Annotated in this window: 22 protein-coding genes; 4 read left to right on the top strand and 18 right to left on the bottom strand. The window is 35.6% G+C overall.

Features of this window, described 5'->3' with window-relative positions; genetic code table 11:
* Positions 1 to 12: 12 nt before the first annotated feature.
* The 9 genes from yjeM to RSC39_RS05570 form a co-directional block, all read right to left on the bottom strand.
* On the bottom strand, positions 13 to 1,536 hold the full coding sequence (yjeM, locus tag RSC39_RS05610) for a glutamate/gamma-aminobutyrate family transporter YjeM (RefSeq protein WP_332535715.1): 1,524 nt from the start codon (positions 1,534 to 1,536) through the stop codon (positions 13 to 15).
* Positions 1,537 to 1,817: 281 nt separating this feature from the next.
* Positions 1,818 to 3,059: a peptidase T gene (gene pepT, locus RSC39_RS05605; protein ID WP_332535713.1), complete on the bottom strand. Its 1,242-nt coding sequence runs from the start codon at positions 3,057 to 3,059 to the stop codon at positions 1,818 to 1,820.
* A gap of 10 nt (positions 3,060 to 3,069) precedes the next feature.
* The gene (locus tag RSC39_RS05600) at positions 3,070 to 3,885 is read right to left on the bottom strand and encodes a DUF1803 domain-containing protein (RefSeq protein ID WP_332535711.1); all 816 of its coding nucleotides are present in this window, start codon (positions 3,883 to 3,885) and stop codon (positions 3,070 to 3,072) included.
* The gene (locus RSC39_RS05595) at positions 3,885 to 4,829 is read right to left on the bottom strand and encodes a manganese-dependent inorganic pyrophosphatase (protein ID WP_063282125.1); all 945 of its coding nucleotides are present in this window, start codon (positions 4,827 to 4,829) and stop codon (positions 3,885 to 3,887) included. The genes RSC39_RS05600 and RSC39_RS05595 overlap by 1 nt, the downstream gene beginning before the upstream one ends.
* A 200-nt stretch (positions 4,830 to 5,029) precedes the next feature.
* Positions 5,030 to 5,824, bottom strand: coding sequence for a pyruvate formate-lyase-activating protein (gene pflA, locus RSC39_RS05590; RefSeq protein ID WP_021211883.1), 795 nt, complete (start codon positions 5,822 to 5,824; stop codon positions 5,030 to 5,032).
* A gap of 215 nt (positions 5,825 to 6,039) precedes the next feature.
* Positions 6,040 to 7,377: a hemolysin family protein gene (locus RSC39_RS05585; RefSeq protein WP_332535709.1), complete on the bottom strand. Its 1,338-nt coding sequence runs from the start codon at positions 7,375 to 7,377 to the stop codon at positions 6,040 to 6,042.
* Positions 7,378 to 7,496: 119 nt separating this feature from the next.
* Complete coding sequence (locus RSC39_RS05580) at positions 7,497 to 8,612, bottom strand: AI-2E family transporter (protein ID WP_021037782.1); 1,116 nt, start codon at positions 8,610 to 8,612, stop codon at positions 7,497 to 7,499.
* A gap of 303 nt (positions 8,613 to 8,915) precedes the next feature.
* Positions 8,916 to 9,380 carry an Rrf2 family transcriptional regulator gene (locus RSC39_RS05575; protein WP_043735669.1) on the bottom strand — a complete coding sequence of 155 codons (465 nt, stop codon included), beginning with the start codon at positions 9,378 to 9,380 and terminating at the stop codon, positions 8,916 to 8,918.
* Positions 9,377 to 9,946, bottom strand: a complete 570-nt coding sequence (locus RSC39_RS05570; RefSeq protein WP_332535706.1) for an NAD(P)-dependent oxidoreductase — start codon at positions 9,944 to 9,946, stop codon at positions 9,377 to 9,379. The genes RSC39_RS05575 and RSC39_RS05570 overlap by 4 nt, the downstream gene beginning before the upstream one ends.
* Before the next feature lie 246 nt (positions 9,947 to 10,192).
* Between RSC39_RS05570 and RSC39_RS05565 the strand changes: the two genes are divergently transcribed.
* Positions 10,193 to 10,636, top strand: a complete 444-nt coding sequence (locus tag RSC39_RS05565; protein ID WP_332535704.1) for a GNAT family N-acetyltransferase — start codon at positions 10,193 to 10,195, stop codon at positions 10,634 to 10,636.
* A gap of 217 nt (positions 10,637 to 10,853) precedes the next feature.
* Entirely contained in the window at positions 10,854 to 11,525 is a 672-nt protein-coding gene (locus RSC39_RS05560; RefSeq protein ID WP_063282121.1) for a hypothetical protein, read from the top strand.
* Positions 11,526 to 11,616: 91 nt separating this feature from the next.
* Here RSC39_RS05560 and RSC39_RS05555 read toward each other — a convergent pair whose 3' ends face one another.
* The 3 genes from RSC39_RS05555 to RSC39_RS05545 all read right to left on the bottom strand — a co-directional run bounded on the left by RSC39_RS05555 (position 11,617) and on the right by RSC39_RS05545 (position 15,894).
* A complete protein-coding gene (locus RSC39_RS05555; RefSeq protein WP_332535701.1) occupies positions 11,617 to 12,198 on the bottom strand; it encodes a uracil-DNA glycosylase family protein in 582 nt (193 codons plus the stop codon).
* An 81-nt stretch (positions 12,199 to 12,279) separates the two neighbouring features.
* Positions 12,280 to 15,111 (bottom strand): excinuclease ABC subunit UvrA, encoded by a 2,832-nt coding sequence (gene uvrA, locus RSC39_RS05550; protein WP_332535699.1) that lies wholly within the window; start codon positions 15,109 to 15,111, stop codon positions 12,280 to 12,282.
* Positions 15,112 to 15,255: 144 nt separating this feature from the next.
* Positions 15,256 to 15,894 (bottom strand): hypothetical protein, encoded by a 639-nt coding sequence (locus RSC39_RS05545; protein ID WP_021165682.1) that lies wholly within the window; start codon positions 15,892 to 15,894, stop codon positions 15,256 to 15,258.
* Positions 15,895 to 16,000: 106 nt separating this feature from the next.
* Here RSC39_RS05545 and RSC39_RS05540 point away from each other — a divergent pair, with 106 nt between their 5' ends.
* Positions 16,001 to 16,297, top strand: a complete 297-nt coding sequence (locus tag RSC39_RS05540) for a GIY-YIG nuclease family protein (protein WP_332535696.1) — start codon at positions 16,001 to 16,003, stop codon at positions 16,295 to 16,297.
* A gap of 32 nt (positions 16,298 to 16,329) precedes the next feature.
* Here the strand turns inward: RSC39_RS05540 and RSC39_RS05535 are convergent, their stop codons facing one another.
* The 5 genes from RSC39_RS05535 to RSC39_RS05515 all read right to left on the bottom strand — a co-directional run bounded on the left by RSC39_RS05535 (position 16,330) and on the right by RSC39_RS05515 (position 20,487).
* Positions 16,330 to 17,679, bottom strand: coding sequence for an amino acid permease (locus RSC39_RS05535; RefSeq protein ID WP_332535694.1), 1,350 nt, complete (start codon positions 17,677 to 17,679; stop codon positions 16,330 to 16,332).
* 399 nt (positions 17,680 to 18,078) lie between these two features.
* Positions 18,079 to 18,996 carry a Gfo/Idh/MocA family oxidoreductase gene (locus tag RSC39_RS05530; protein WP_332535692.1) on the bottom strand — a complete coding sequence of 306 codons (918 nt, stop codon included), beginning with the start codon at positions 18,994 to 18,996 and terminating at the stop codon, positions 18,079 to 18,081.
* Positions 18,997 to 19,026: 30 nt separating this feature from the next.
* On the bottom strand, positions 19,027 to 19,662 hold the full coding sequence (locus RSC39_RS05525) for a thiamine diphosphokinase (protein WP_332535690.1): 636 nt from the start codon (positions 19,660 to 19,662) through the stop codon (positions 19,027 to 19,029).
* The gene (locus RSC39_RS05520; RefSeq protein ID WP_063282114.1) at positions 19,659 to 20,006 is read right to left on the bottom strand and encodes a nucleoside triphosphate pyrophosphohydrolase family protein; all 348 of its coding nucleotides are present in this window, start codon (positions 20,004 to 20,006) and stop codon (positions 19,659 to 19,661) included. Before RSC39_RS05520 ends, RSC39_RS05525 begins: the two co-directional genes overlap by 4 nt.
* Positions 20,007 to 20,037: 31 nt before the next feature.
* The gene (locus RSC39_RS05515; protein WP_041168656.1) at positions 20,038 to 20,487 is read right to left on the bottom strand and encodes a hypothetical protein; all 450 of its coding nucleotides are present in this window, start codon (positions 20,485 to 20,487) and stop codon (positions 20,038 to 20,040) included.
* A gap of 193 nt (positions 20,488 to 20,680) precedes the next feature.
* Between RSC39_RS05515 and RSC39_RS05510 the strand changes: the two genes are divergently transcribed.
* Entirely contained in the window at positions 20,681 to 21,199 is a 519-nt protein-coding gene (locus tag RSC39_RS05510; RefSeq protein WP_063282113.1) for a hypothetical protein, read from the top strand.
* Positions 21,200 to 21,238: 39 nt separating this feature from the next.
* On the opposite strand, the gene asnS is transcribed toward RSC39_RS05510, so the two are convergent.
* The gene (gene asnS / locus RSC39_RS05505; RefSeq protein ID WP_063282112.1) at positions 21,239 to 22,582 is read right to left on the bottom strand and encodes an asparagine--tRNA ligase; all 1,344 of its coding nucleotides are present in this window, start codon (positions 22,580 to 22,582) and stop codon (positions 21,239 to 21,241) included.
* Positions 22,583 to 22,630: the final 48 nt, after the last annotated feature.

Here is a 22,630-nt window from a genome sequence, read left to right as displayed (position 1 = left end):
GATAATTTAGTCTTACTTGTTTTTCTTTTTATAATTACGCATCATGAAGTAAGCAATAATACCAAAGATAAGTGGTCCACCAATCATTGAGATAAATGAGGTCAACATTTCTGATAATGCTTTTGCAGTTTGGTCAACAGCTGGTAATTGAATATAGTTCACAATCGGTTGAATAATTGTGAAGAAGTTCGCGCCACCAACGACTACTAAGACCAAAATTGTCAAGAAATTAACAACGAAGTTTGATTTAAAGAACTCAATTGGTTTAGCAATATTTTTATTTTTCTTGAAGTACCAGAAAGCAATAACGATGAAGAGATAAGGCAAGGTCATAGAAACATTAGCCATATAAGTCAAAATGAGGAAGAATTGACTTGCACCACCTTGTGAAGTCAAGAAATTCAAAACAATAATCAAAGTAACAATTGCAAATTGAATCCACATTGCAAATTTTGGCATACCTTCTTCATCAAGTTTACCTAATTTACCAGGCCAAAGTTTTTCTGGTGTACCAGTAATCAACTGTTTGATTGGGCTGTAAGTTAAGGTAAAGAAAGCACCCATATAGGCAAGAAGCATTGAAAGACCAATATAACGGGCAAAAATTCCACCAAGCATATCCGCTCCAGAAGTAGAAAGTCCAAGTGCATGACCAACTGCTTCACCAAGATTTTGCAAAAGCATATAAGGAACAGTTCCAAGGTTCATTGACCCATCTTTTATTGCTGGAATCCATTGTGAATAATCAACAAAGAATCCAACGCTAAGAATAGCTACTGAATAACCCACGGCAATAATAAGTGCTGATGTAATAATTCCACGAGGGAAGTTTTTCTCTGGTTCATGTGTTTGATCGACTAAACCGGCAATTGATTCTACCCCACCATAGGCAAATACAGCAAAGACAAGAAAGGCGATAAAAGCAACGATACTACCATCAAAAGTTGGATTAGGAGATGACGTAAAAGCAGCAAGGTTAATTGGTGTTGCAGGATGTCCATTAACAACTAGTACAAGAACTGCGCCAAGAATTAAAATAACATTGAGCGAAAGAACGGCAATCCCAGCAATAGAGGTGAATTTTTTAATTGTTTCGACCCCTTTAGATACCATAAATGTAATGACGGCCATCCAAACAACGGCTGCAATTGAAATCCAAAGTAATGATGGCGTATGTGTTGAATTACCAAAAATTAAATTCACCATTGGAATCAAAATTTTATTTGCGACACTTACCATCCAAATGACATAAGAAGCATACCACATGAATGTTCCAATAAAGGCGAAAGTAGGATTAACTGCCTCACTCATCCATGAGTAGATTCCTCCTTTTTCATCTTTAAATGCTGATCCCATTTCCGTTACCATAAAGGCAAAGGGGAGGAAAAAGAGGAGAGCTCCGATAATATACCAAGGAATAGCACCGTAGCCCATTTGATAGAAGGCAACTGGGATATTCCCAAAGCCAAAGACAGTCGTAAAGATCATCAACGAGAGACCTACGAGTGAGAGTTTACCTTTTGTGTTTTGTGACATAATCTTTCCTTTTTACATTGATTAATAATTTTATCAACCAATTTATTTTTAAAGTGTTGAATGATTAACTAAATTTTACTTACAAATCTGTCAGTAAAATCTTTAGAAACAGAATAATATTGTAGACAGTAGCAGAAAGTTATCGAAAAGTAGCGATTAGTCTGAAAATTTCGTGCTAAGCGCAAAGCAAGCCGCTCAAGTAGATTTTTTAATAAAAACCTTCTTGGGCGACTTGTTCTTTTATTATCGAGTCCTTAAAAATAATAACTCTATTTTTTCTTTTATTTTGCTACTTCATTGTTCAAACGGATAATTTCAAGCAAAGTATCTACTGCTTTTTCCATTGTTTGTACAGAAACAAATTCAAAACGTCCGTGCATGTTTTCTCCACCAGCAAAAAGGTTTGGTGTTGGAAGTCCCATAAACGAAATTTTAGATCCATCAGTCCCACCACGGATTGGTTCAATAATTGGGGCAATATCAAGATTTTCCATTGCTTTTTTGGCAATATCAATAATTGACATATCTTTTTCAATGATTTGAGCCATGTTGTAGTATTGGTCTTTAATAACTGGTTTTACGCGGTTTTGACCAAGTTCAACATTCATTTTATCTGCAATCTCTTGCATCAAAGCTTTACGTTCCTTGAATTTGCCTTCTTCATGGTCACGAATAATATATTGAGCTCTTGCTTCTTCTGGTGTTCCATCAAGTTTCAAAAGGTGGAAGAAGCCTTCACGGCCTTCTGTTTTTTCAGGACGGTCAAATTCTGGAAGTGCATTATGATAGTCAATTGCCAATTGCAAAGCGTTAACCATCATATTTTTTGCTGTACCAGGGTGAACGTTTTTACCTTGGAATTCAATCACTGCACCAGCTGCTGAGAAAGTTTCATATTGAAGTTCTCCAAGAGGACCACCATCAACAGTGTAAGCAAAGTCAACATCAAAGTCAGCAACGTCAAATTTATCAGCACCTACACCAATTTCTTCATCAGGTCCAAATCCAACTCGAATTTCGCCATGTTCAAAATCAGGATTAATGTTCAAGAGGTAATCAGCCAAAGTCATGATTTCAGCGACACCAGATTTGTCATCTGAGCCAAGCAAAGTTGTTCCATCAGTATGAACCAATGTTTGCCCTTTATAATTTTTAAGATTTGGAAAATCTTTTGGATCAAGTGTAAACTCAGTATCCCCAAGTTGAATCACAGACTCCCCATCATAATTTTCCAAAATTTGTGGATTAACTCCTTCAGCGTTGAAATCAGCGGTATCCAAGTGAGCTAAAAGTCCAATTTTACGCACTTTTTTATCTGTGTTTGCAGGAATTGTTCCGATAACATAACCATTTGATTCAAGATAATGAACATCTTTGAGCCCAAGAGCTTTCATATCTTCACCCATTTTGTGGGCAAATTCTACAAGCGCTTGTGTTGAAGGTGTTGTTGTGCTGTTTTCATCTGAACGTGTGTTTACTTTAACATATTCAAGAAAACGTGGTAACAGTTTTTCGTACTTCATTGGTTCTCCTTTAATTTATTCTAATCGCCTCTTTGTCTCCCAATGAGATAAAAGGCTCAATAGCTGTGGTTTGTTGGATTTGAGCAATAATAAAAGATTTAGCATCATCATATTTTTGCTCTGGAATCACTTGTTCTGAAAACTCCAAAAGACATTTATATTCTTTTTCAGAAATCTTTTCAATATAATTATATTTTTCAAGTACATTGACAAAAATATCACTTTTATTTTTGACGATGTCTTTACGCATGAATTTCAAGAGAAAAGTCGTCATATATTTTAATGCATACTCAGGGTCCACATCTCCAATCATTTGATAAATTTCTTTTTCAAATGTTGTTAAAGGGAGATTACTCGCTACTTTATTAAAATAATTGGCGAGTGTTGGTGTAACTTTTGTATTTTCTGGATATTCCTTGTAAGAAAAAGATGTCACGAAATTCAATATAACTTGATTCGTTTGATTAGTTAATCTGGGATAGCAATTGCTTTCTTGCAATAACTTCTCAATCCGTGAATTTTCCTCAATAAAAATCGGATGTTCATAGATATTTCTCTGCGGTTCAGCCTTTTTATCCTCTATTCTTTTCCAGTCAAAATCGCTGTCTTTAAAAATATGAAAACCAAGTGAATAACGCTTATCAGAACGTAAGATTAGGCCAGCAGCAATGAATGAATCAATCTGCCGATCCATATTTTTTACGTCAGCAAAATCTTTATGAATCTGTCTTAGCATGACTTCATCATGTTCTGCTAAATATTCTATCAAATCTTTAAAAAAGGGCTGACCTGTCAGCCGATTTTCATTATAGATTTTAATAGTCATTATTTATTAAAGCTTTCAGTCAATTGTGGAACAACTTGCTTTTTACGTGAAACAGCTCCCGCAAGGAAAGCATGGTCATCAGCAAGTGAAAAATTGAAGGCCGCTTCTGATTTTTCTGGGTGTGCACCCAATGCAATGATTTCAGAGTTTGAGTTAACAATATCAGTAATCATAAAGACAAAATCATCATATCCATTTGCGTTCATTGAAGCTTTAATTGCTACTTTAATATCTGAAAGACGTTCCAAAACTTCTGGAATATCAACTGTATTAACTTGTGCAATACGTACACTTGAACCATTCAATTCAAAAGTTTTAGCATCAATATCAATCAATTCTTCTGCTGATTTAGTTGACAAATTTGTTCCAGCTTTAAGCATTGCAAGACCATATTCTTCAAGATTTACACCAGCAATTTCAGCAAGCTCTTTAGCTACCTTATGGTCTGTTACGTGAGTCGTTGGTGATTTCAAGAGCAAAGTGTCAGAAATCAAACCTGAAAGTAAAAGTCCTGCAACCTCTTTAGGAATTTCAACATTAGCTTCAAGGAATTTACGGTAAACAATTGATGATGCAGAACCAACAGGTTCAACAGTCATAAATAAAGGTGCTGCTGTATTAAAGTTAGCGACACGATGATGGTCAACCACACCATAAATTGTTAGGTCTTCAATATCAGAAATTGATTGTTGGAATTCATTGTGGTCAGTTAAAATTACTGTATCCACACCTTCTTCTTTGGCTGATTTTACAACGCGTGGAGCTTTTACTCCAAAGTAATCCAAGACAAATTGTGTTTCTTCATTAGGAGTCCCAAGAGCAACAACCTCAGTATTAAGGGCACCATTTGGACGGTGATTGCTCAAGTATGAGAAACCGTACGATGAACCAATAGCGTCAGTATCAGGTTTTTGGTGACCAAAAACAAGTATTTTATCAGACATTTTTTTACCTCAATTTAAAAATTTTTATCTCTCACTCTTCTTTCATTTTTCTATAAAATAGAGTGAGCTTATCATCTCTTAAATTATATCAAAAATTGACTGATTAAGCACACTTTCATTTTCATTTAAGTCTCTTTCTGCTTATTTGTTCGGTTATAACAAAAAATGGATTTGAAATATTTTCAAATCCATTTTATTCTTTATTTTATTCGTTCTAAATAGTCTTGATAAGACTCTGTATTCATGATTTCTTTAGCATTATGAACACGGTCTTTCGTTGGCGGTTTAACCCCTTCAAGTGGATATTTCCAACCTAATTCACGCCATTTAAATTCACCCATTGTATGGTAGGGCAAAATTTCAAATTTCAAAACATTTTTCAAAGTCTTAACAAATTCACCCAATTGTACCAAATCTTCGTCAAAATCACTTTCACCAGGGACAAGGACATGACGAACCCACATGGCATTGCCACGGTCTGATAAATATTGGGCAAAAGCCAAAATATTGTCATTTTTGTTAGCTGTCAGTTCTTTATGACGTTCTGGATTGATTTCTTTGATGTCCAACAAGACCAAATCAGTATAATCTAATAATTCATCAATTTTTCCAGTCACATATTTGTCAGTCAAATAAGGTTGAGCTGCTGTATCAAGCGTTGTATGAATACCAAGAGATTTTGCATATTTAAAAAGAGCCAAAACGAAGTCAATTTGAAGAAGGGCTTCACCACCAGAAACAGTAATTCCCCCTTTTTCTCCCCAGAATCCCCTAAAGCGAAGCGCCTCATCCATGACATCTTCTACAGTCCGTTTTGTGGCTTTATCCGATTTCAAAGCCCAAGTATCAGGGTTATGACAATACTTACAACGCATCCGACAACCTTGCATAAAGATAATAAATCGTACACCAGGCCCATCAACAGAACCAAATGATTCAGTTGAATGAATCAGTCCGGTCACTTTTTTTAGTTCATCTATATTTTCTGACATCATTTTCTCCAATTTCAAACACTATTTCACACCACTATCATACCGCAATTCGCTGATTTTATCAAATTAAATTCTGTCAGTAAAATATCCTACTAACGGCTCTGTCAGTAACTTTCTCTTAGTAAATCAAGCTCGGTCAGTCAATAAATGTAAGGGTTTAACTAATTAAAGCTTTTTGATTAAATAAAAATACTGACAGAATTTCTGTCAGTATTTTTTTAAATTTCTGTTTCTTCTGGTTCAACGTCAAATTCAACACGAAGTTTAACCACACGTTTTCCAGAAACTTCTAAACTTGTCAGTGAAAAATGATCTTCCTCATTATCAACTTTGCAAACAATTTGTTGTCCTTTGGCCGGAATTTTCCCAGTCGTTGCCAAGAAGTAACCCGCAATGGTATCTACGTCATTACTTTCAAGATGAGTATCAAATTCTTCATTGAAGTCGTTTAGAGTCATTTTCCCTTGCACGACATAGAGGTTTTCGCCAATTTTGAAAACATCTTCTTCGGCAATATCTGTTTCGTCATCAATTTCACCGACGATTTCTTCTAGTAAATCTTCCAATGTTACTACACCTTCAACGCCACCATATTCATTTAGCAATACTGCCATTTGATTTTGGGTTTTGCGCATTTGGCGCATCAAGTCGTCAACGAAGATTGTTTCAGGGACAAACAATGGTTCTTGAAGAATTTCCCGTAGGTCAATATCATCAAAACCATGCTCAAAACTATATCTCAAAAGTTTTTTGACATGTAGAATCCCTAGAATATTATCTTTGTCATCATCATAAACTGGAACTCGTGAATAAGTTTCGTTCAGAATAGCTGTAATATTTTCACGTGAGTCGTCATTAATATCGATCATGAAGGCGTCAGTTCTTGGAACCATAATTTCACGCGCCACCAATTCATCCAAACTGAATACACCAGTAATCATCTCGCGTTCATTATCATCAAGTGCTTCATCATTGGTATTAAGTAAATACTCAATTTCATCACGAGTCATACTTTCATCCAAATCATCAAATTTCATTGGTGTCAAACGACTCAAGACGTTGGTTGAACTTGCTAAAAACCAAACAAAAGGTTTCATCACTTTTCCTAAAAATTGGATAGGTGGTGCGACCCGTAGGGCCATTTTTTCTTTAAGGTTTTGGGCAATTCGTTTAGGATAAAGTTCACCAAATACAAGTGAAACATAAGTCAAAATAGCTAAAACAATAATTTGAGATAAAGTTTTAGCCAATGCCGTTCCACCTAATAATGGTGCTAGACGTGATGACAAAGCTTCGGCCAAACTAGCCCCCGCCAAGATGTTAATCAGAGTAATCCCAATCTGAATTGTCGAGAGGAAATTACTTGGTTGATTAAGAATATTAACAAGGTTGATATATTTCTTATCACCTTCGCTGGCCTTTTGCTCTACTTTTGTCCGGCTGAGACTGACCATGGCCATCTCACTGGCTGAGAAGAAGGCATTTAAAGCTGTTAAAAAAATTAGTAAAAGAATCTGCAAGAGTATCGATACACTCTCGGGATCAGGGTTTGACATTAGTGCTCCTTGAAAAAGATATTATAGTGTTTATTTTAACACTTAAAACTTAGTTAGCTCGAATTTAAGAAAATAAGAGTTAACATTTTAGATAGAATTATTATATCATATTTTTGTTCTCATTTTGAAATAATTTTTCTTTGTTCAGCTTTATGGTTATTATAAAGACTATTGGCAAATTTTACAATTTCTTTGACCAAACAATAGGCCGGAACAGCAATAATCATTCCAAGAATTCCGTATAGGCTTCCTGAAATTAACATCAAAATCATAACTGTAACTGGATGCACTTTAACGGCAGAACCAACAATTTTAGGATAAACCAAATTTCCATCAAGTTGTTGTAAGACGAGAACATAGATTACCGCAATTAAGGCTGTAATTGGACGATTAAAAGCAACCGTTACAACCATTGGTAAAACCCCGATATATGGTCCCGCATAAGGAATAAGGTTAGTAACACCCGCAAAGAGTGCAAAAAGGAAAGCATAAGGAATTCCCAAAACCATATAACCGACGAAAACGACAATGAAGACCAATAAAGCATCAAGCGCAACTCCAGAAATATAACGAGAAATCGTATGATTCATATTTTCCAAAAGTTCAAAGATATTAAGTTTATCTTCTGTCAGTACATTTTCTTTCAAGAATGGAATAATTTTTTCACCATCTTTGAGCATGTAGTAAAGAAGAATTGGAACTAAAATCATTACCATGATAATGCTCGTGATAATACTTACAATACTTCCAACACTTATCGTAATACTGTTTAAAAGATTATGCAAAATATCAGTATAAGAAAGATTTAGTCTTTCAACAAGGCTCTTAATATCAAGTTGTTCATAAATATGCGAGAATCTTGGGTTATGTTGAAGTCCTTCTATCCATGTTCGAATCTGAGGATAAGCTTTCCCAGTGGCATTGATCAAACTTGTCAGCTGTGTAATTAAACTTGGAATGACTGATGCAACTGCAAAAATAATCATTCCTAAAATAAGTATAAGAACAATGAAAATGCCAAATACTTTTTTTATTTTTAGCTTTTCTTCCATAAAAGTAACAACCGGATTGAAGACATAATATAAAAAACCTGCAATAATAAACGGAACAAATAAGAGCGTCAGTAACGTCTTTATGGGCTGGAATACAAATTGAATCTGAGTCAATAGAAAAATTAGTAAAGTAACGGCTAATATTTCAACTGTCCAGAAGAATAATTTACTTTTTTTGAACATAGATTTCCTTTATTTAATTTATTTTTATCTTTCTCAAAATAAATCATTATTTTAAATCAAGTGAGTTTTATTGAAAGAACTCTAGGCTTATCTCCCTAATACTATCTATAATACCATAAACTGATTTACCGCGCTAGGTTAGCCTTCAAACAAAAAACAAGTCATCTAAATATTGTTCTTTTAGCGCCTTTCACATCCAAAAGTTCCCTCTAAAAAAGCATAGATAAAATCTACTGGCGTTTGTAAAGTCTATAAATATAAAAAAACACCTACAAGGTGTTTTGCTACGGCTAAAAAGAGAACTCATTCTCTTTTTAGCCAGTCTAAAGTCTTATTATCCATCGCTTCGGCTAACAATAAATCACTAAGCTTTAATTTCTCTAATTCTAGTGCATAAAGATTTTGAGCTTTAGTTAAAGTTTCAATCACTAGACTCTCACTCTCAAGTGTGTGTGCTTTATTTGGAAAGATGCGCTGCCCGATATGACTAAGGTCAGCACTAATGAATTCTCCCCCCTCTACTGCAGCCATTACGTCCTTTAACGAAATTTCATTTATTCTTTTTTTAAGCTTAAAGCCACCATCTTTACTTGCTGTAGACTCTATTAAATTATTTACCACTAATTGCCTTAATACTTTTTTTAGAGAGGAGTCGGAAACTTCCAATAATTTGCTGAGCGTTTTACTTTTCAAGGCTTGTTGGTCTTTTTGAGTCGCTAAAATTAGTAAAACATAAACGGCTTCTTCTAAATGTTTGGACAGTTTCATTTATTTTCCAATCCCTCAATCATTTCTTTTACAACTTTTTCTACTCTGATAGGTTTTATATTTTTAGAAAAAACTCCCAAAGTATTGAATAAGGGAACCAATTTTGATAGTCTATCTCTCCTATCTCCTCCATAAACTAAAGTAGGTTCGACAACAACTACAGGTATCTCTGATTCTCTCAACATTTTAATTAATTTCGCTTTTGTATTCAAAAAATATTTAGGTCCAAGTTTTCCTCCTATCATGCCCATGGCCTTAACCTTTTTTATTTGAGCAATTTTCAGCATTACTTCTGCTGGTTGATCATTTATCTCTCTTGATTTAAGTTCATCTTTTTCTGGTGCTCCAATTAAATTTATAATGAAGTCAACCTCTTGTGGTAAGAGCTTTTCCAATTTTTCAAAATCATTTACATCTGCTTTGATGTTGACCACATTAGGATGCTCAAACTTATTTTTACCACTTCTTGAAATTGTGTAGATTTTAATATCATTATTCTTATTTATCCACATTTCTGTAAGATATCTTCCTATATAGCCATTTCCGCCTAATAAAACAATATTCATCATTTCTCCTTGCAATCCGTAGATTTACTTAATCTATGGATATTTTATATCTAAAGATGGGATATGTCAAGGATTTTAATCAGAAATTTTGTAAAATATTTTATTCTTCTTAAAACTAGGCTCTATGCAGCACATACAATATAATCCTAAACTATCAGATGTAGTAATTCCAACACTTGCAAGTATCTGTGGAAAGCTTTATAATAAATCCAAGGCTTTTATGTAAACTAATCTTTAGGAGAACTTATGGAAATTAGAGTGACTCGTGACACGATGTCCGATATTTATTTTGATGCTTTACGAATTCGCAATCAAGTTTTTGTCAAAGAGCAAGGCGTCCCTTATGAACTTGAGGTTGGTAATGCCCTTGAGGAAGCTTCTGCTGTTCATTTTGTCCTTTATGATGAAGGAGTTGCCAAGGGGACTGTTCGCTTACTTACTGATTTGGGTGAAAAAACAGCATTGGTTCAACGAATGGCAATTTTAAAAGAAGCCCGAGGACATGGTTATGCAGCAATTTTGATTGAGCGCTTGATTGAATTTGCCAAAGAAACTAAGCTAAATAAATTAGAACTTCATGCGCAACTTTCTGCACGAGGTTTGTATAGTAAATTTCATTTTAATGAAGTTGGACAAATTTTTGAAGAGGCAGGGATTCAGCATATTCAGATGGCAAGAACTGATTTTTAGTCGTTTAAATTCTTACAATGGTAAGAATTTTTTTGTTATAGTTGTTTATATAATACAAAATTTCGTTTATTATACTATAATGTTACTTTATTGTGGAAAAATTTCATTTTGCTAACTTTTTATTTGACGATTGTGTTTCAATGTGAGAAAATATCATCAGAGAACGTTTTCTTATATTGCTCGAGCATAAAAAACAAAATACGAATTGGAGTATATTATGAAGACAAAAACAATTATTGGAGCGTTAGCTTGTGGACTCGTTTTAGCTGGCCTTCCTATGGGGACTTCCTTTGCAGACAGCGTCAAAGCGCCCGTAACCCCTCCTGCTGGAAATCCAGGTATCTCTGCACGAACAGCGATTGTCACTGCTAAAGGTAAATTAGAAGGGTCACTTGTCCCTTTTACGAATATTGAAGGAGTTAGTCAATATACAGGGGATGTAGTTTTGCACTACACGGCCAGAAGCTCAGGATTTGTGGATGGAGATACTTCTGTTGTGTCAGTTAAACTTCCTAAGGAATTCAAAACCCTCGCAGTACTTCCTGGATTCATTGATACAATCAAGGGACAAGTAACTGTTCAATGTATTCTTGGACCAAATACTGTAGATATTGACAGCTCAATGATTCAAGTTGCTGCTGACCGTATTGTAATTACAACCCCTCACCAATTATGGGTTGGGGTAGCAGATGTATCTGTCGACCTCAACATCAACTATGGTCAAATGTTATCGAAATTCCCAGGCCTTAAAATTCCAGATGCACCCGGTGGCTATGAGTTCGTTACTCAATTGAAATATAACTCAGCTATGTGGGACTTCCTCAAAGACCCAATCATTGGAACTGCCAGTGACACATTTATCACAGAAGAAACAAGTGCAACTTCTTAATGAACTATAAAAAACTAACCGTGATTAGTAGCAACAAGCTTCACGGTTAGTTTTTTTCATTTTTTCTTAAATTGACCATTTTGTCAGTAATTTATTTCATTAATTGTGCAATTCTTTTTTGAAGTTCTGGTACAAGTTGGGGCTCAAACCAAGGATTTTTGGCTAGCCAAATGTTATTTCTTGGACTAGGGTGAATAAGTGGAAAATATTTTGGCAGATATTTTTCAAAATCACGAATCACTTCTGTTGTTTTTGCTGACGATTTTAGATTTAAATAGTATTTTATCGCATAAGATCCAACCAAAACAAAAAGTTCAATTTCTGGCATTTGCTGCAAAAGTGGTTCGTGCCATTTTTCGGCAAAACCTTTTCGCGGGGGCAAATCCCCTGATTTTCCTTTTCCTGGAAAATAGAAATCTAAGGGTAAAATTGAAATTTTATTCGATTGATAAAATGTTTCTCGGTCAATTCCTAGCCAGTCACGCAAGCGTTCTCCTGATGGATCGTTCCAAAAGAGGCGTGATTCCTGCGCTCTAATGCCCGGTGCTTGTCCTATGATACAAATTTTGGCTTCTTTATGAACAGAATAAAGTGGTTCAATCCCTTTATTTGTGTAATTTATATTTTGCGGATCTGCTTTGATGGCTTCAAAAATTTCTTTTAATTTATCCATTTTCTTTCCTTAAAAGCGTAATCTAAATTTATAGATTACGCTTGTTTGATTATATTTACTGACAAAAATTTCTTAGTATTCTCATCCTTTTGCTTTTTCTAATTTTGCTTTAAGATACTGACCAGTATAGCTGTCAGTAACTTTGGCTACTTCCTCAGGCGTACCCTTGGCAAGAATTGTTCCGCCGCCAGCTCCACCTTCTGGTCCTAAATCAATGATATAATCTGCCGTTTTAATGACGTCCAAATTGTGCTCAATGACCACAATCGTATTTCCCTGCTCAACCAGACGGTCTAAAACCTGAATCAATGTCGCAATATCTTCGCTGTGCAAACCAGTTGTTGGCTCATCCAAAATATAAAAAGCTTTACCATTTGAGCGTTTTTGCAACTCAGAAGCCAATTTCATCCGTTGTGCTTCTCCACCTGACAAGGTTGTTGCCGGTTGACCAAGCGTCACATAGCCCAAACCAACATCGACAATCGTTTGCAATTTCCGCTCGATTTTTGGAATATGACGGAAGAATTCGAGTCCATCAGACACGCGCATATCAAGCACTTCCGAAATATTTTTTCCTTTATAATGAACTTCCAAAGTTTCCGAATTATAACGTCTGCCATGACAAACTTCACAAGGCACATAAACATCTGGCAAAAAGTGCATTTCAATCTTGATAATTCCATCACCAGAACAGGCTTCACAACGCCCACCTTTGACATTGAATGAAAAACGTCCTTTTTTATATCCACGAATTTTTGCCTCATTGGTATTGGCAAATAAATCACGAATATCATCAAAAACACTGGTATAAGTGGCTGGATTTGAGCGGGGAGTCCGACCAATTGGACTTTGGTCAATATCAATCAAACGCTCAATTCCTTCATAACCTGTAATTTTTTTATGCTTACCAGGTTTTTCTGAATTATGATTCAATTTTTGAGCCAATGATTTTTTCAAGATACTATTGACCAAAGTTGATTTACCCGAACCAGAAACACCAGTCACAGCAGTCATGACGCCCATTGGAAATTCAGCATCAAGATTTTGCAAATTATTTTCACTTGCACCTGTAATCTTGACCATCTTTTTCTTATCAATGGCCCGACGTTTTTCAGGAACTGGAATGGCTCTTTTTCCTGACAAATATTGTCCTGTCAGTGATTTTTTATTTTTCATGACTTGTTTTGGTGTGCCAGAAGCAATAATCTCACCACCCAAATCGCCTGCACCAGGCCCAACATCAATCAACCAGTCCGCTGCCATCATCGTATCTTCATCATGTTCAACAACAATCAAAGTATTTCCTAAATCTCGCATTTTTTGCAAAGATTCAATCAAACGATCATTATCTCTTTGGTGCAAACCGATTGATGGCTCATCCAAAATATACAAAACACCTGACAAATTAGAACCAATCTGTGTTGCTAAGCGAATTCGTTGAGATTCTCCACCTGACAAAGTCCCACCCGAACGAGACAAAGTCAAATAATCCAGACCAACATTTTTTAAGAAAGCCAAACGGTCTTTAATTTCTTTCAAAATAGGTTTGGCAATCATCTCGTTGTTTGAGCTTAAAGCAAGACTTTCCACATAGTCAAGCGTATCGCCAATTGACAGAATTGAAAATTCAGCAATATTTTTTTCGCCGACTTTTACAGATAAAGCTTGGTCATTCAAACGATAACCATGACAAGTCGTACAAGTCAATTCAGTCATGTAAGAACGTGCCATTTCTCTGGCAGACTCACTCATTCCCGAGCGATAACGGCGCCAAAGATTAGGAATGACCCCAACAAAAGTCATATCTTGGTCACGTAATCCAAAATCCCCTTCGTGGAGAAAATGAAAAAGTTTATCGCCATTTCCATAAAGGACGATTTGCTGCTCTTTTTCTGATAATTTTTCCCAAGGCGTATCTAAATCAATGCCAAATTGCTCCATAGCTTGTTCTAAAAGTGCTGGGTAGTAAGTTGAGGCTTTTCCATACCAGTAGATAATCGCCCCTTCACGCAGTGTTTTACTGGTGTCAGGAATTAGTAAATCGACGTCTGGTTCCAATTTGACTCCTAGTCCATCACAATCTGGACATGAACCAAAAGGTGCATTAAATGAAAAAAGGCGTGGTTCTAATTCTGGAACGGTAAATCCACAAACAGGACAAGCGTAAAATTCACTAAAAAGCAGCTCAGAGCCATCCATTTTATCAACAATAACATAACCTTCGGCCTGATGAAGCGCGGCTTCTACCGAGTCAAAAAGACGTGAGCGAATCCCTTCTTTCACGACAATACGGTCAATGACAATTTCAATGGTATGTTTTTTATTTTTATCAAGCTCTGGAACTTCTGAAATATCGTAAACTTCACCATCAACGCGGACGCGCACATAACCATCTTTTTGGATACGTTCAAACATCTTAACGTGCGTTCCCTTTTTAGTCCGCACGACAGGAGCAAGGATTTGCAAACGTGTTTTTTCTGGGAGTTCAAGAATTTGTTCAACAATCTCTTCGACAGATTGTGCCGAAATTTTACCATGACCATTCACACAGTAAGGCGTTCCAACACGCGCATAGAGCAAACGCAAATAATCATTAATTTCTGTGACTGTTCCGACCGTTGAACGCGGATTTTTTGAGGTTGTTTTTTGGTCAATGGAAATCGCTGGTGACAAACCATCTATTGAGTCAACATCTGGTTTATCCATATTTCCTAAAAACTGTCTGGCATAAGCTGACAGGGATTCAACATAACGGCGTTGCCCTTCCGCATATAAAGTTTCAAAGGCCAGTGATGATTTACCAGAACCTGAAACACCTGTAACTACAACTAATTTATCTCTTGGAATCTCAACATCAATATTTTTTAAATTGTGCTCACGCGCACCATGTATTACTATTTTATCTTGTGGCATATTACTTCCTTTTTATTTTGTTTTTACTCTACAGGTTAGCACGTTTCTTTTATTGCAGATGTCCATTCTCACTAAGAGAGAGTTCACTAGTCCTGTCTAGCACGCACCATGTATTACTATTTGTCTTGTACATTCCTGTTTGCTTTATTTTTTAAAATAATGTTCTACTTCATCTTCTAGTGACTGAATATCATGTTTGACTTGTTCACCCATTTCATGATTAGATTTTTCGATAATTTCCATCGTATTTCTAGCCAAATTGCGAGCTTCATTCATAATAGAACGACAGCCTGCATCATCAGTTTCTTTCATTTTTTCATCATATTCTACATGAATTTTTCTTGTAAACTCATTGATGTCATGCATCAATGTTTCAAAATTCGAACGAATTTTTATTTGAGTATTCTCAAAATAAGGCTTACGGTCATCAATCACCAGATTTAAAAGCATCATCTGATAATTTAAATCCGCAGCATTTCGATCTCTTGACATTGTATTCTCATTAATACGAATAATGCGACGTTGATTACTTGAATCATTTGTATTCTCAAAATGACGTTGTTCCAAACGGTCCATATTAAGCTGAATGGTCACTCGCATCAAGACTTGTGAAATATGAAGATAATCATAAAACCACTTAATAAAATCATCTTTTTGCTTATGAAGCATTTCAATAGAAAGAGTGGTTGAATGACGTCTTTTTCCAGCCTGATATTCCGCAAAAGCAATGATTGCGGTCACAATAATTGCTAGACTTGAAAGAATCGTAAGTGAAGTAATCATACTATTATTATACCACGAATAGAAAGCTAGCTCTTAACTTTGGCTACATGAAATGCTATAATCAATTTATAGACATTTAGCATTTTAGAAATTTTAGGATAATTTTATGAACACCCATTTCACCTATGTTTTACAGTGCGCTGACCAAACGCTTTACTGTGGCTACACCACTGATTTAGAAAAAAGACTTGCCACTCACAACTCCGGAAAAGGAGCTAAATACACAAAAACGAGGCTTCCAGTTAAGTTGCTTGCTTCTGTCAATTTTGATAATAAAAATGATGCCATGTCTTGTGAATGGTGGTTTAAACATAAACTTGTTCGCAAGCAAAAATTGTCTCTTGTCAAAAATAATTTGATTAAAGAAAAATTTTTAGAGTATCTTTTAGCCAAGCAAAAATAAAAACATTCATTATAAAATGAATGTTTTTTCTATTATGCTTTTTTCTTGCGGTAACTAAAGTAAGACAAAAGGCAAATAACCAAGGCAAAGACGGACAATGTCCAAGGATTTATGATAATTTGCATGATAAACACGAGGCTTAAAGCGATAAGTACTACAAGTGTTGCCAATTTAACAACCCAATTTGTGACTTCTTTATGTTTAAAATACAAAACTAAAGCAGCAACTAATAAGAGAATCCATACGATTGAAATGGTAAATGAGATTGAACCGGCGACAAATTGCCAGAAACCATCACCCAAAACAGCTGATAAAAGAACTCCGATAAATAGAACAAATGAAGAAACTAAAATCGCATTCGTTGGCACTTGATTTTTTGATAATTTACCTAATTTTTTACCCACATAAGTGCTAGAACCTTGAATTCGAGAATAAAGTGAACGTGAAGTAGCATAAATTGCCGAATTCACGGCTGAGAAAATAGCAATAACAATAATTACAAGTACAATTTTATCTGCGTGAGGAATTCCAACTCGAGCAAAAATTGTCGCAAATGGACTAGCGGCGTCTGGATTTGACACTTCGCTCCATGGCAATAAATGCAAGAATAAAAAGATTGGAATAACATAAAAACTAATAATCCGAATTAAAACGCCTCGAATAGCTCTCGGAATAGCCACTTTTGGATTTTCTGTTTCAGCAACTGTAATGGCCGCCAATTCAGAACCACCAAATGAGAAAATAACGACTAATAGTGAAGTTAAAAATCCTGAAAAACCATTTGGAGCAAAACTTGGTGCTGTACTTTTCGTAGTTACTTTTTGAGCACTATCGGCAACAAAACCAAGATGAGCATCATTGATAACCAATAAATAAATACCCAAAGCAATCAAAAGTAGGATAACAGCGACCTTGATAAAGGCCAACCAATATTCCGTTTCGGCAAAAGCTTTGACTGACCAGAGATTAATTGCCGTTCCAAGAACCGCAACAACCAGAGCAAAAACCCAAAGTGGGACGCCAGGAATCAGCATAGCAAGGAAAGTTGAAACTCCCGCTTCTTCTGCGATGAGGACCGCCATCCAAGTTGCCCAGTAAACCCAGTCTGCAAAATGCGCCCAATGATCTCCAATAAAAGGAGCAACAACTCCAGCCATCCCAGCTTTATGGTCATCTTGATGGATGACCATTTTTCCAACACCATACATGACGACATAAAGGGTCAGCCCAGCTAAGACGTAGGAGAGCAGCACACTTGGCCCTGCTTGTGCGATGACTTTACCAGAACCTAAAAATAGTCCTGATCCAATCGCTCCCCCAAGTGAGAGCATAACAATGTGGCGAGTCTTTAAAGAAGACTTCAAGCCTGTAGAATTTTCCATAAAATTCCTCTTTTCTAATGTGTGAAAGCAAAGCTTTCTTTTATAAGTTACCTTCCAGTCGCCTAGCAAAACCCTGCTTGGAGTCGGTCTTTACGATTAATTTTACTTTAGAGTTGAAAGAAAGGTTAAAAAAATTAAAAAAGAAAGACCAGATAGTTTTTACTATCCGGTCTTCTTTGAATCCCGGCGCAGAAACTTGAGTATACTCAAAAGTTGTATCTACGCCAATTGCATAAACACAAACTATCTGCGCCAAAAATAAAAGACTGTTGATTGTTGTGTTTTCATGCGGACTCCTTTTCTTAATTTTTTTATAATTATACTTTTTTATTGACAATAATGCAAGGGGCAATCAAAAAAAATACTGACAGAAATTTTTGAAATTCTGTCAGTATTTTCTCAGCTCAACATTTGGGCAATGATTTCATGCGATTTTAAAATATTTTTTTGTTTAAGTTCTGTCAGTAACTCTTCTCGATTTTGACCATCAAATTTTTCAACTGCCTGAGTCATTGCTGAAATTATTTCATCAAATCCTCGATTATAAGTGGTACTTTGCCAACCACTAATTCCGAATTTTTGGCGGTCAATTCCTGTCATTTTTTCAAGTTCTGTCAGCTCTGATAAACGGAGAGTTGCATTGGGACTTTCCACTATAAATTCTTCTGTAAAAGCTCCTGCTTCTAAATTCATCGTTGCAATCCCGCTAGTCGTCGCGGTTTCTAACATAACAATCGCTCGTGTTAAGAGCCCCTTTTTATTCTTTTTAAGTGAATAATTCACTTCTAAAATTTCATCATCTAGCAAATAAATCAAGGTGTCAAGCGGATGAATAAAAATATCATACATCGAAAAAGTGATTTTGTCACTCGCAGAATTCGCTAAATTTTTGCTTACTTTCACCATATTTTTTTCTGGTAAGTCTTTTAATTTAGCAGTTTGTGGTGCAAATCTACGATTAAAGGCAACAACAAATAAAACATTTTTTTGCCTTGCTAACTTTTGTAATTCTTTTACCTCAGAAAAATTTTCGGAAATCGGTTTATCCATTAATACCGGAACCCCTGCTGTCAGATATCTTTTGGCCAATTCAAAATGTTGGCTTGTTGCAGCATGGATAATAACTAAATCAACCGTTTCAAGCGCTGATAAATCTTCTGTTGCGTATTCAAATTTATACTGCTTACGAACTTTTTCGGCTTTATCCCACTGACGAGAATATAAAATAAAACGGTGTTCTTCCTGCATTTTTGCATAAACAGGTAAATAAGCTTTGCTTGCGATATTTGATGTTGCCCCAATGACTCCAATAATCATACTTTTTTCTCTCCTTAAATCTGGTGATTCTTATTTTTTCCGCAAATCTCCTGAATAAATCACAATGACCACGCCACTATCAAATGAAACTTGCATCTGCTCACTTATAAACTCATTACTTGCATAGATTAAACTAAAATTATCTTCGGCTTTTAAAGGATACTTGGCTCCCACAATAGCCAGACTATCGCTTGTATCGACCTGTACAAAACCAATATATTTGTAAGCTGGTATTCTTTTGAGTAAATGCTGACCTGGTAGTAAATAGGTCACCAAATTCTGTTGGTCAACTAAATGCATTTTGGGAGCAAGGCTCTGATATTTTGGGCGTGTTGCTAGGTAGGCATTGGTCAGTAAGTGATCCAAACGTCCACCTAAAGCACCAGCTATTGTCAGCTCAGCATCTGGAAAATCTTTTAATATAAAATCTAAAGCTGCTTCTAAATCTGTCAAATCTTTTTCAGCAGGTAATTTAATCAACTTGTCAGTACTGACAGAAATTTTATCAAGTTCAGTTTTACTGACAGAATCAAAATCACCAATCGCAAGCGTTAGCTGAATCCCTTTTTCCACTAAAAAAAGCGAGCCACGATCCACACCAATATATTTATCAAAAGTTTCGTCGGGAATAAAATCAGGCAAACCTGCTACAATTAATATTTTCATCTTTCATCACCTGATCCTGAAATTTTTCCACGATTTAAACGACTTTCTAATTTTTCAATGTTTTCGCTTGCAACTTGTTCTAAGGATATTCCTAAATAACGTGCACTTGTCGCCAGATACCACAATAAGTCGCCTAGCTCGTAAGAAATTGCCTTTTTATCATTTACTGACAGCTTTCCCTCTTGGTCCCGAATCACTTTTTTTACTTTGTCAGCAACTTCTCCTGCCTCGCCAGACAGCCCTAAAATTTTGTCCAAAAAAGCAAAATCAATTTTATCCCGAAACTCAATATTTTTATTTAAATCAAATTTGACAATTGCTTTTTGATAAGCATCTAAGTCCATTTTCTCCCCCTTAAATTTTACAAACCCTATTTCAAAGCTTTTTTCGCAATTTTACTTCCATAAAAATATCCGCTAAAATTGCTAGAACCATTTCTTGATAGTCTACTTCATCGACTAAAGCATTTCGCAAGCAACCTTGTTCATAATAAAGGTCACAAAGTTGGCGAAAAAGCCGATGGTATTGTCCCACTTCATCTGGCAATCCTCGCATATTTTCATAAGCCATATTCACAAATAAAAGCAAAATGGCCTCTTCATCAAGATTTTCAGGTTTAATCAAATAGGAAGCATAGCCGCTGATGACAAATTCAGCAATAAAATCCGCCACAAACTGCGAATCAAGATAATTGTAATCATACAGTTCATGAGTAATCAATGCCCGCTTGGCCATCCGTTCAGCCAATTGTCTTGTTGCTAAGTCAACCATCGCTTCATATTCATCTTCTGACCAACTCATTCGCTGCTCTTCTTTACTTTTCATAAGTCTAATTATATCACAGTCTTGCAAAGGCTATCATTATCAAAATTTAATGAAAAAATTTTCATTTGCATCCGATTTACTGACTTAAAAGTAAAAGATATCGTAAATTATAAAATAAAAATGTATTTTTTGAAACCAAAATTAAATTTTCGACTTGCTTAAATGAAACTAAACATGTTATACTTCTAGTATTATGAAAAAAATTTTAATTACTACAACTCTTGCACTTGCTCTTCTCTCGTTAGGAGCTTGCTCTAAAAAATCAGATAGTAAAGCCAAAGCCAGTTCATCTGTTTCATCAACGGCCATCTCCTCTTCAAGTTCAACATCTTCTTCAAAAAAAGTTGAAAATACTCAAGAAAATATTAGCTCTAGCTTTCAAATGACTGTAGAAGCTACACGAAAAAATATGGAAACAACGAAAGCTTCTTTCAAAGATACCTACTCAGATATCAAAGTTACTGCAGAAGCTCCTGAAACAATTGTTTATACCTATATTTATAAAAATAAAGTAACCCCTACTATTTCTAAAGAAACAATGATTAAGCAATTGGCTTCAGGAACAGCCACTGAATTTAATAAATTCACTTCCATGTATCCAAATTTCAAAGAACGTTACATCTACTTGAATCCAGATAATTCAGAGATCTTTAATCTCTTAATCACACAAAATGACATTGATGCTGCAAGCTCATCCTCAGTTGCTGAATAATAAATAATAAAAAAGCCTCTAATTTAGAGGCTTTTATTTTTAAGGTTGGATACGATTAATCATACGTGGGAATGGAATAGCTTCACGAATGTGTTCTGTTCCAGCCACAAAAGTAACCATCCGTTCCAGACCAAGTCCGAAACCAGCATGCGGAACTGAACCAAATTTACGAAGTTCTAAATACCAATCATAATCTTTAGGATCTAAACCGAAATCAGCAATTTTCTTAAGTAACAAGTCATAATCTGTTTCACGTTCTGAGCCACCAATAATTTCGCCATAACCTTCTGGTGCCAACAAATCAGCACACAAGACACGTTCTGGATTACCAGGAACTGGTTTCATGTAGAAAGCTTTGAAACTTGCAGGATAGTTGACGATAAAGGTTGGAACACCATAGTAATTTGAAATCCATGTTTCATGTGGTGAGCCAAAGTCATCCCCGTGTTCTACGTGTTCATAGTCTGTATCTTCATCATTTTCATGGGCTTGCAACAAATCAATCGCATCATCATAAGACACACGTTTGAAAGGCGTATCAATATACTTTTGCAACATGCTTGTATCACGTTCAAGTGTTTCAAGCGCATAAGCCGCATTATCCAAAACGCCTTGAATCAAAGCTTTCACATAAGCTTCTTGAATATCCAAAGATTCATCATGAGTAACAAATGGATATTCTGCATCCATCATCCAAAATTCTGTCAAATGACGACGAGTTTTTGATTTTTCAGCACGGAAAACGGGACCAAAGTCAAAGACACGTCCAAGAGCCATTGCACCAGCTTCAAGATAAAGTTGTCCTGATTGTGACAAGAAAGCAGAGTTGCCAAAATAATCTGTTTCAAAAAGTTCTGTTGTATTTTCTGCAGCATTTCCTGAAAGAATTGGGCTATCAAACTTAATAAAGCCGTTTTTCGCAAAGAAATCATAGCTTGCATAGATAATTGCATTACGCACTTGCATCATTGCCATTTGACGTTTTGAGCGCAACCATAAATGACGGTTATCAAGGAGGAATTCAACGCCATGTTCTTTTGGTGTAATTGGATAATCGTGTGAGTGACCAATCACTTCCAACTCTGTCACATCAAGTTCATAACCAAATTTTGAACGTGAATCTTCTTTGACCACACCAGTCACATAAACTGAAGTTTCTTGTGATAAATGTTTGATTTCATCAAATTTAGCTGTTCCTTCTTCTTCACCAAATTTTTCAATCATATTTGGTTTGAAAACAACAGCTTGGAAAAATGCTGTCCCATCGCGAAGTTGAAGAAATTGAAGTTTCCCTTTGCCTGATTTGTCAGCGACCCAAGCGCCGATTTTTACTGTTTCACCAACGTGGTCTTTTACATCAATGATTGAAATTAAGTCTTTCATAAATAAATCCTTCTATCTATATTTCTATTTTATAATTTTTAAATCATA

Source organism: Lactococcus sp. (genome assembly GCF_036648155.1).
In the GTDB taxonomy this organism is placed as follows: domain Bacteria; phylum Bacillota; class Bacilli; order Lactobacillales; family Streptococcaceae; genus Lactococcus; species Lactococcus cremoris.
This window is presented reverse-complemented; position numbering and strand designations above follow the sequence as displayed.

Bases quoted from the DNA above. Each gene is read 5' to 3' on its own strand.
- pflA (WP_021211883.1), bottom strand. From the start codon at position 5,824: ATGATGTCAGAAAATATAGATGAACTAAAAAAAGTGACCGGACTGATT.
- RSC39_RS05570 (WP_332535706.1), bottom strand. From the start codon at position 9,946: ATGAATATTGTTTTATTAGGCGGAAATGGCTATATAGGAAGATATCTT.
- RSC39_RS05545 (WP_021165682.1), bottom strand. From the start codon at position 15,894: ATGATTACTTCACTTACGATTCTTTCAAGTCTAGCAATTATTGTGACC.
- RSC39_RS05540 (WP_332535696.1), top strand. From the start codon at position 16,001: ATGAACACCCATTTCACCTATGTTTTACAGTGCGCTGACCAAACGCTT.
- pepT (WP_332535713.1), bottom strand. From the start codon at position 3,059: ATGAAGTACGAAAAACTGTTACCACGTTTTCTTGAATATGTTAAAGTA.
- RSC39_RS05530 (WP_332535692.1), bottom strand. From the start codon at position 18,996: ATGATTATTGGAGTCATTGGGGCAACATCAAATATCGCAAGCAAAGCT.
- RSC39_RS05525 (WP_332535690.1), bottom strand. From the start codon at position 19,662: ATGAAAATATTAATTGTAGCAGGTTTGCCTGATTTTATTCCCGACGAA.
- asnS (WP_063282112.1), bottom strand. From the start codon at position 22,582: ATGAAAGACTTAATTTCAATCATTGATGTAAAAGACCACGTTGGTGAA.
- RSC39_RS05520 (WP_063282114.1), bottom strand. From the start codon at position 20,006: ATGGACTTAGATGCTTATCAAAAAGCAATTGTCAAATTTGATTTAAAT.
- RSC39_RS05515 (WP_041168656.1), bottom strand. From the start codon at position 20,487: ATGAAAAGTAAAGAAGAGCAGCGAATGAGTTGGTCAGAAGATGAATAT.
- RSC39_RS05580 (WP_021037782.1), bottom strand. From the start codon at position 8,612: ATGTTCAAAAAAAGTAAATTATTCTTCTGGACAGTTGAAATATTAGCC.
- uvrA (WP_332535699.1), bottom strand. From the start codon at position 15,111: ATGCCACAAGATAAAATAGTAATACATGGTGCGCGTGAGCACAATTTA.
- RSC39_RS05555 (WP_332535701.1), bottom strand. From the start codon at position 12,198: ATGGATAAATTAAAAGAAATTTTTGAAGCCATCAAAGCAGATCCGCAA.
- RSC39_RS05600 (WP_332535711.1), bottom strand. From the start codon at position 3,885: ATGACTATTAAAATCTATAATGAAAATCGGCTGACAGGTCAGCCCTTT.
- RSC39_RS05560 (WP_063282121.1), top strand. From the start codon at position 10,854: ATGAAGACAAAAACAATTATTGGAGCGTTAGCTTGTGGACTCGTTTTA.
- RSC39_RS05585 (WP_332535709.1), bottom strand. From the start codon at position 7,377: ATGTCAAACCCTGATCCCGAGAGTGTATCGATACTCTTGCAGATTCTT.
- yjeM (WP_332535715.1), bottom strand. From the start codon at position 1,536: ATGTCACAAAACACAAAAGGTAAACTCTCACTCGTAGGTCTCTCGTTG.
- RSC39_RS05565 (WP_332535704.1), top strand. From the start codon at position 10,193: ATGGAAATTAGAGTGACTCGTGACACGATGTCCGATATTTATTTTGAT.
- RSC39_RS05575 (WP_043735669.1), bottom strand. From the start codon at position 9,380: ATGAAACTGTCCAAACATTTAGAAGAAGCCGTTTATGTTTTACTAATT.
- RSC39_RS05535 (WP_332535694.1), bottom strand. From the start codon at position 17,679: ATGGAAAATTCTACAGGCTTGAAGTCTTCTTTAAAGACTCGCCACATT.
- RSC39_RS05595 (WP_063282125.1), bottom strand. From the start codon at position 4,829: ATGTCTGATAAAATACTTGTTTTTGGTCACCAAAAACCTGATACTGAC.
- RSC39_RS05510 (WP_063282113.1), top strand. From the start codon at position 20,681: ATGAAAAAAATTTTAATTACTACAACTCTTGCACTTGCTCTTCTCTCG.